Below are 8,037 nucleotides of genomic sequence, written 5' to 3'. Positions count from 1 at the left end.
GTTGTCATAGTTAATATAGTTACTATAAAACATCTAAAATATGTACTAAAATGGTATCCCCCTGCATTTATTCTTAAGATACCAAAGGCTATTATGAATATCGCTGCTTCCTTTATCCGTCCTAATCCATAGGCTATAGCAAATATACCTATACCCTTAAATATGCTTACAATAAATAGCTGTAAACCATACATGTAAATATCATGATCTTCAAATTTAATTATGTTATTTTTAACTAGCTTTTGAGTTATTGTTCTACATATTTTATCAATCATATTTTTTACCATTTAATTCTATATTTATCTTTTATTTTATATTATTTGTAAAATTTTCCAATGGTTTTTATAAAAATGGTAGCTGAAACGTGATATTTGGTATGTATATTTTCAAAAAAAGTAAAAACGACTCTTTTTTGGGGAGTCGTTTATGGTGTTATGTAATTTTGATTTAAATCTCCGCTTTGCCATGGGGACAGTAGACGGTGCCTCACGGCTCCAATCCCTCACAGAACCAGACTTACGCTACTAATGCATCTGGCTCTTCACTTCATCATTTGTTACATGGCACAATAAAATACCCTAAAAAAGCCACATTTTTGACAATAGTTTTCACGCAGTCTGACATCACCTTGTCTTCAAAACCAAAGGCATCAAATAAATTCACCTTTTCAACCCTGAAACCATTCTTTTCACCATATCATAAGCTCCTTTGCTTCTTCTCTTAGACTATCTCTAAAATCTGGGTGAGCGATATCTATAAGCCTTTTCACTCTATCCCTTATTGATGTTCCTCTTAAAGCAGCTACACCATATTCTGTAACTACAAAATCAACATCATTTCTCGACAAAGATACAACAGCACCTCTAGTTAATCTAGTAACAATTTTTGATATCTCTTTTCTCTCGTTATCATTTGAAACTTTAACCTTTGCAGTTGAATGAAGTGCTATTATCGACTTACCACCTTTAGAATTTTGTGCACCAATAGCTGTATCAGCCTGACCTCCTGTTCCACTGAATTGTATATGTCCTATAGATTCTGAACAGCATTGTCCTGTTAAATCAATCTCAAGAGTAGTATTAATTGATACCATTTTATAATTTTGCCCTATTATATAGGGGTCATTTACCCAAGAACCTTTAATAATATTAACCTGAGGATTATCATCTATAAAATTATATAGTTTTTTTGTTCCCAGTGCAAAGGCTGCAACCATTTTTCCTGATAATAGTGTCTTTTTCTTACCAGTAATCACACCAGCCTCATACAAATCCACCATACCATCAGTAAACATTTCAGTATGTATCCCTAAATCCTTCTTATTCATAAGCTCTGCTGCAACTGCATTTGGAATACCACCTATTCCAAGCTGAATTGTTGACCCGTCTTCCACCAAATCTGCTATATATTTTCCTATAATCCTATCTTTTTCAGAAGGCTTAAGTATAGGTATTTCAGGAACTTTATAGTCAACTTCTACTACAAAATCAACTTCACTTATATGTATTATTGTATCCCCAAAAGTCCTCGGCATATTAGGATTTACTTCTAAAATAACTATATCTGCATTTTCGATCATTTCTCTTTCATAAGTAGCACTCAAAGATAGTGATAAAAATCCATGTTTATCCATGGTAGAGGCAGTTCCTAAAAAAATATTTGTCTTTCTATGGACAAGTCTTTTTGATGCCGCAAAATGTAAATGATTTGGTATAAAAGAAACATTTCCATTCTTATGAGCTTTTCTCATCTCTGGACTATAAAACCATCCCTCCATAAAAAAGCTATCTTTGTACTTAGGATTGCTAAAATACTCATACTCTGCTAATGGCAAGCATGTTACTACATTAACATCCTTTACCCTATGGGCTATAGTATGTAGCTTTGATAAAATCTCTCTCGGTTCAGCCGCTGATAAAGCAGATACAATATTATCTCCTGTTTTTATCTTGCTTAATGCTTCTTCAATAGTTATGAGTTTACTTTTATATATCTCTTTTGTATTCATCTTAGATTTCCCCCCATTTTATGACATTGGCAGCCCAAGCATAACCTATACCAGCTGCAATCATGGAAATCACTGCTCCATCTTTAATCTTTCCTTTATCAAGTGCTAGGTGTAATGATAATATCTGATCTATCTGCCCCATATGTCCATAATGGGATAAATAAATTGATTGATCTTCTCTAAGATTAAGAAGCTCTAGCATATGTTTGTGCATAGAATATTTAAAGTGCAAAACTGCTAAATAATCAAGTTCTTTTTTTGGTATTCTTGATTTTTTAAATGCCTCATCTATACAATGCATCCAATTTTTCATAGATACTTCATTGAGCCTATCCTTCATATGCTTCTCGTCAAATATCATTAATGATTTATAGGCTTTATCTAAATTCTCTGTTGTAATAGGATTCACTGTCCCTCCATATTTTACCCCCACATCCCTTGCTAAACTTCCATCTGTCATGATGTGAGTTCCAAGCAAAAGATTTTTATTATAATTTTTCTTTAGAATTATAGCTCCACCACCAGCTGATAAATTGTACATCATAGACATTGATTTATCCGTATAATCAACAAAATCACCATTTCTGTATCCACCTACAATCATAACGGTATTTATATTATCATCTGCAATCATCATGTCCTTTGCTATCTTCATTGCTGCCACAGTTGAACAACATCTTTGTTGTACATCAATTGCCCATGCATTTACGGCCCCTATTTTTTCCTGAATATATATACCTGAAGTCGTAAGTGGATATTCCTTCCATTCTTCACCCATACAAATCACTAAATCTATTTCCTTAGGATCTATACCTGTTCTATTTAGTACATCCAAGCCTGCATTTACACCCATTTCCTGTGTACCATCTTTTATACTTGGAATTGATTTTTCAATGATACCTAGTTTGCTTATTATACCTTCTTCTGTCCAAACTCCATTTGTCGCATCTGCTATTTCCTTTGCCGTCATTCTTCCTTCTGGAATATATAATCCAGTTCCCACAATACCAACATTAACACTTTTATTAACCATTAGTTGCCCCCCTTTAAATCTTGTAAATAGGATTTATCATTAAATAATGATTTTTCAAGGGATTTTATAGATTCTCTTAAATCAGCCTTTGTATCTCGAGAATAAAATCTGTACTCTCTACCAATAGTTTTTATATACAATTTTACATTCTTTAAAAATGTTCTCTTATGGAATTTTATTGCTTCTATATCTTCAAAATCTAAAACTATATTCTTTTCATTTATTAATATCCTATTAATATCACAACTCACAATATCTTTTCTTTTATTCATTCCTATCTCTGTCCTTAGCATCCAATTTTTATAACTTTCTCCCATCCAAACAAATATAAGCCTTTTATTAGTAATAATTAAATCATAATATTTTAAGTTATAAAAACTGACTTCAAAAAATTTTGGGATAATAGACTTTATTATCTCATTGCAATTATCTTTCATCTTTTTTAAGCAACTGAGGGTTAACCTCAGCTGCCTAGATTCACCCCTCTTTTTATGCATTCATTATGGCTTCTATATCTTCCTTTAGTTTTGATTCAGGTGTTAAGTAAGATACACCAATAAATACAATTATAGAAATGACTAAAGAAAACGTCCCATTATAAATTCCTAATGGTTTAAATATCACTGCATACCAATTAGCTCCCATTTTGCTTCCTATTTCCAAAACTAAATTCAAACCAAGTCCAATAAATATTGACCAAAATGCAGCTTGTTTTGTAGCTCTTTTCCAATTCAATCCTATACCTAAAGTTGGAGCTAATGCAGCTGCAAAGGTTCCCCATCCAAATGCACCTAAAATCGCAACTCCACTTTTACCAAATACAAATGAAATTATAACCGTAAGAATAGACAAAATTACAACAGATAATCTTCCATATTTTAATTCTTGCTCTGATGTAAACTTCTTATCAAAAGCCTTAGGAATATCTCTTACTATCGCAGCAGAGGCAAGATTTATAAAAGAATCTGCTGTAGACATTACTGCTGAAGCAATTCCAGCGTAAATAATACCTGCTAGAATTTTAGGTGCATAGTTATCCAAAAATACGGAAATAGCTAGGTCACTATTTTCTAAAGCTGCTATTTCACCAATGGCAACTTTATATCTGACAACAAGCCCAACGCTTAACCATAACAAACCTCCAAGCATTCCTGCTACAGCTGCAATAACTGGACCCCATTTTAATTTCCTAATATCTTTTATCATATAAAATTTATGAGCTATATGAGGTTGCCCAACAATTCCTATAGCTAAGCAAAAGAACCATCCCATAGCTAATGAAGCTGGTAATACGCCCCATGGCCCTACAAATTCTGGTTTAACCTGCTGAGCTAATACTTTAGTCATGTTTGCCATTCCACCGCCATTAGAAAGTGCATATCCAAACACAAATAAGGAAGCTACAGCCATAACTGAACCTTGAAATACGTCCGTATATACGCCAGCTAACATACCGCCAGCAACCGAATAAAGTAATACTATGCCCATACCTACAATAACTGCAGTTTTAAAGGACCATCCAAAAATAGGTGAAAGTATGAATGCAAAAGCACTTATTTGAGTTGCTAAATATAAAACCAATCCTACTAATGAAGCTAATGCAGCTAAAAAGCTTGCATTTTTGCTTTCAAATCTGGCATATATAGCATCAGATACAGTCATACAACCTCTTGTTTCAGCTAACAATCTCATTCTCTTTCCTAATATAATCCATGCCATTGCAAAGGAAATTGAAGTAGGAAATGTCAGCCATAATGTTCCAACACCTAATTTATATGCAAGCCCAGGACCCCCAACAAATACAAAACCTGATATTGCAGCAGAAAATGCTGCCATAGCAACGGCCATTATACCTAATTGTTTCCCAGCAACAAAAAAATCCTCTGAACTCTTAGTCTTTTTCATTGCCCAAAAGCCTATTCCTAAAACTATAAGCATATATAGAATAATAACTAAAATAACAATATTCATTTGCTTATTCCCCCTTTTATATTATTTTTGCTCAGCTTCTTTATGTAATTTTTGAAATGCCTTAATATCCTCTTCAGCTAGATATTCTTTATCAAATCTTAATGAGTAAACCAATGTTCCAACAAAAAAAGGTAAAAGCCATATAAGATATATCATAATAGATGTTCCTGGCATAAATGCTAATATAGTTTTAGTAAATACACTATGATTCATTAAATTCATAGCTAGAAATCCAATTACCCAAATAGCAAATAAGCTTACGATTGAAAGTTTAAGACCCTGTCCTATTTGATTTTTTCTTATTGCACCTAATATCATCCAAGTTGCAAAAACAACAGGGAATGAAACAGCAAATAATAAAGGAATCTTAGCAATCTGTGAAATTAACATCAAAATTGCTCCAGCAAATAAAATCTTTACCCAATTATCATTTTTCATCACTATTACCCCCTATATATGAAAATAAATATTATACTACACTTAATTATTAATTCTTCCTCCTTTCTTTTTAATTAGTAGTAATAAATAAATCCATCGCCAGTGAAACGTTTTCCTTTGTGCCATTCTTCATTTTTTTAACTTCTTTGAATTTCTTTTAAAATAGATTAAATAAAATTTAACAACCTTTGTTTATTAAAATTAGCAAAATATGTGCCATCTCTTTAATTAATGTATTTTTTTATAATTTTCATATATAAAATTAGCTTCTATAATTTAATTTTTCTCTTTGAAACCTTTATTTAATACTAATAAACCTTGCATTACTTAACTTATTATAAATACATATATATGAAAATTTTTAAAATTAAAAGTTCTATAGAAATAAAACATTAATAGCTCAAATCTCCATAAAAAAAGACTAGAAACTGTATGAAAAACATACAATTTAAAGTCTTGAATTCTCTTTCCTTTAAAATAAGCAGTTTAGAATCATTTATCTTTATGTATTTCCATAAAAAATCAATATTATGTTTTAATTTTGCACAAATGTCGGAATATACTACACCTTTATATTCCATATTTTTGTATCTTATCATATAAGCTTGATCTACTTATATCCAATAATTTAGATGCTTTAAGCTTGTTTCCTTTTGTATATTCAAGGCATCTTATAATTGATTCTTTTTCTATATCTTCAATAATATCCTTAAGCGGTCTAATGGGTCCATCTAGTATGCGTCTTTTATTTTGTATTAGATATACTGGCAAATGTACTGGTAATATAGTATCAGAATCAGTTAAATTAATTGCCCTTTCTAATACATTTTCAAGCTCCCTTACGTTCCCTGGCCAGCTATAGCTTTTTAGATATTCCATAGCCTTTTCCGATATACTTGATACATATTTCCCTAATTGGTCAGTTAATTTCCTTATAAGTGAATGTGTAATGGCTTCAATATCACAGTACCTTTCCCTAAGGGGTGGAATTTCAATAGTCATAACGTTAAGTCTATAATATAAGTCCTCTCTAAATTTTCCATTTTTTATAAGATCTTTTAGATTTTTGTTCGTTGCTGCTATAACTTTTATATCCAATTTTATAGAATCCATTCCTCCTACTCTTTCAAACTCTTTTTCCTGTAAAACCCTAAGAAGTTTAGCCTGCATCTTTAGTGGCATATCTCCTATTTCATCCAAAAATATACTGCCTCCATTTGCAGTTTCAAATTTCCCTATTTTCCCACCTTTTTTTGCTCCAGTAAATGCTCCCTCTTCATAACCAAATAATTCAGCCTCTAATAATTCTGAAGGAATTGCTGCACAATTTACCTTTACAAAGGGAAAAAAACTCCTCATGCTTCCATTATGTATGGAATGTGCAAATAGTTCCTTACCTGTACCGCTTTCTCCAAGTAATAGTACATTTGAATTAGTTTGTGCAGCCTTTTTCGCCATATATTTTGCTGCAACCATTTTCTCACTTTTTCCTATAATATTTTCCCACGAATATTTAGCTCCATGGATTTCTTTTAATCTTTTTTTATAAATATGAAGCTCAGTTTCTAGTAGTTTATTTCTTTCTATAATATCTTTAAACTGTTCTACATCTTCAAAAAGTATCAAACCAACTCCATATTCTACTTCATTTTCTGCATTAAGAACAGGAATTCTATGAACTATTGCAGTATGTCCATTCTCAAATCTATGCTTCCAGGCTATCTCTGTTTTTTTTGTCTTGTAAACATATGGAAATCTAGTATTTTTATCAATATCTTTAACTTTTTTTCCAATAAGATCTTCTTTAGGAAAGCCTAAATAATCAGCAAAAACATCATTTATCATTTTAATTCTCGTTTCATTATCTAAAAGTATTATAGGCACAGGTACAGGATCAAAAATTTTTTCCATAGTTGAAACTAAATAGTCAGTTAATAACTCTTTATAAGACTGATTTTTGAGATGAGATTGGTTATATTTCATAAATGCACCACCTTATAATATAAATATATCCTTGTAATTATCATATCTAATATAAAAGTTATATCTTATTTGATTTTATTAATCTGATGCATTATTGATATTGTTAAAAATATTAAAGTAAAACTTTAGTGCTATATATTTATTTGTAATAATCTTTAGTAATTTTAGTGTATGTATTCGACATTTAATGATTATTTCCTTTATATTTTTCAAATAGTATATTAGAGACAAATAGGAATCAAGGTGACGGTTTTTTTGACTCACCACATCAGAAAGACAAACGAAGCGTCCCCTTGTCACATACAAAAAAGGTTTTAGACTGTTAACACTAGGTTGGTCCGATGGAAATACATTCTTACCATTAGCATTTTCTTTACTGAGTTCATCAAAACAAAAAAACAGAATTTGTGAAGCAAATGCAAATATTGATAAAAGAACAAATGGTGGAAAGCTACGCTTAGAAGCAGTTAAAAAAGAAACTATTGTCATGATTGATTTGATTAAACAAGCTATAGGCTTTGGTATAGATGCTTCTTATGTTTTATTTGATAGTTGGTTTGCCTATCCTAAAACACTAATACAGATATTGAAGTTAAATCTTGAT

7 protein-coding genes and 1 pseudogene are annotated in these 8,037 nt (G+C 31.1%); 1 reads left to right on the top strand and 7 read right to left on the bottom strand.

Features of this window, described 5'->3' with window-relative positions; genetic code table 11:
- From BUB36_RS17870 to BUB36_RS17835, 7 genes are all read right to left on the bottom strand, one after another.
- Nucleotides 1-275 (bottom strand): accessory gene regulator B family protein (locus tag BUB36_RS17870; protein ID WP_165613137.1); only part of this gene is annotated, 275 nt, incomplete at its 3' end.
- A gap of 413 nt (nt 276-688) precedes the next feature.
- Complete coding sequence (locus tag BUB36_RS17865; protein WP_073153451.1) at nt 689-2,008, bottom strand: acetyl-CoA hydrolase/transferase family protein; 1,320 nt, start codon at nt 2,006-2,008, stop codon at nt 689-691.
- Between the two features lies 1 nt (nt 2,009).
- The gene (locus BUB36_RS17860) at nt 2,010-3,041 is read right to left on the bottom strand and encodes a 3-oxoacyl-ACP synthase (RefSeq protein ID WP_073153448.1); all 1,032 of its coding nucleotides are present in this window, start codon (nt 3,039-3,041) and stop codon (nt 2,010-2,012) included.
- Complete coding sequence (locus tag BUB36_RS17855) at nt 3,041-3,478, bottom strand: hypothetical protein (RefSeq protein WP_131821352.1); 438 nt, start codon at nt 3,476-3,478, stop codon at nt 3,041-3,043. The genes BUB36_RS17860 and BUB36_RS17855 overlap by 1 nt, the downstream gene beginning before the upstream one ends.
- Before the next feature lie 52 nt (nt 3,479-3,530).
- A complete protein-coding gene (locus tag BUB36_RS17850) occupies nt 3,531-5,012 on the bottom strand; it encodes a sodium/proline symporter (RefSeq protein ID WP_073153442.1) in 1,482 nt (493 codons plus the stop codon).
- Between the two features lie 21 nt (nt 5,013-5,033).
- Nucleotides 5,034-5,450, bottom strand: a complete 417-nt coding sequence (locus tag BUB36_RS17845) for a hypothetical protein (RefSeq protein ID WP_073153440.1) — start codon at nt 5,448-5,450, stop codon at nt 5,034-5,036.
- Nucleotides 5,451-6,020: 570 nt separating this feature from the next.
- Nucleotides 6,021-7,433, bottom strand: a complete 1,413-nt coding sequence (locus BUB36_RS17835; RefSeq protein WP_073153434.1) for a sigma-54 interaction domain-containing protein — start codon at nt 7,431-7,433, stop codon at nt 6,021-6,023.
- Between the two features lie 292 nt (nt 7,434-7,725).
- Between BUB36_RS17835 and BUB36_RS20705 the strand changes: the two are divergent.
- Nucleotides 7,726-8,037 (top strand): annotated as a pseudogene (locus BUB36_RS20705) (transposase); the annotation flags it as partial.

The sequence above is a fragment of the Paramaledivibacter caminithermalis DSM 15212 genome (assembly GCF_900142245.1).
Lineage (GTDB): Bacteria > Bacillota > Clostridia > Peptostreptococcales > Caminicellaceae > Paramaledivibacter > Paramaledivibacter caminithermalis.
The sequence above is the reverse complement of the archived record's forward strand: the minus strand, read 5'-3'. Positions and strand labels throughout refer to the sequence as shown.

Coding starts and splice junctions, on each gene's coding strand:
- BUB36_RS17845 (WP_073153440.1), bottom strand. CDS start 5,450: ATGAAAAATGATAATTGGGTAAAGATTTTATTTGCTGGAGCAATTTTG.
- BUB36_RS17860 (WP_073153448.1), bottom strand. CDS start 3,041: ATGGTTAATAAAAGTGTTAATGTTGGTATTGTGGGAACTGGATTATAT.
- BUB36_RS17850 (WP_073153442.1), bottom strand. CDS start 5,012: ATGAATATTGTTATTTTAGTTATTATTCTATATATGCTTATAGTTTTA.
- BUB36_RS17855 (WP_131821352.1), bottom strand. CDS start 3,478: ATGAAAGATAATTGCAATGAGATAATAAAGTCTATTATCCCAAAATTT.
- BUB36_RS17865 (WP_073153451.1), bottom strand. CDS start 2,008: ATGAATACAAAAGAGATATATAAAAGTAAACTCATAACTATTGAAGAA.
- BUB36_RS17835 (WP_073153434.1), bottom strand. CDS start 7,433: ATGAAATATAACCAATCTCATCTCAAAAATCAGTCTTATAAAGAGTTA.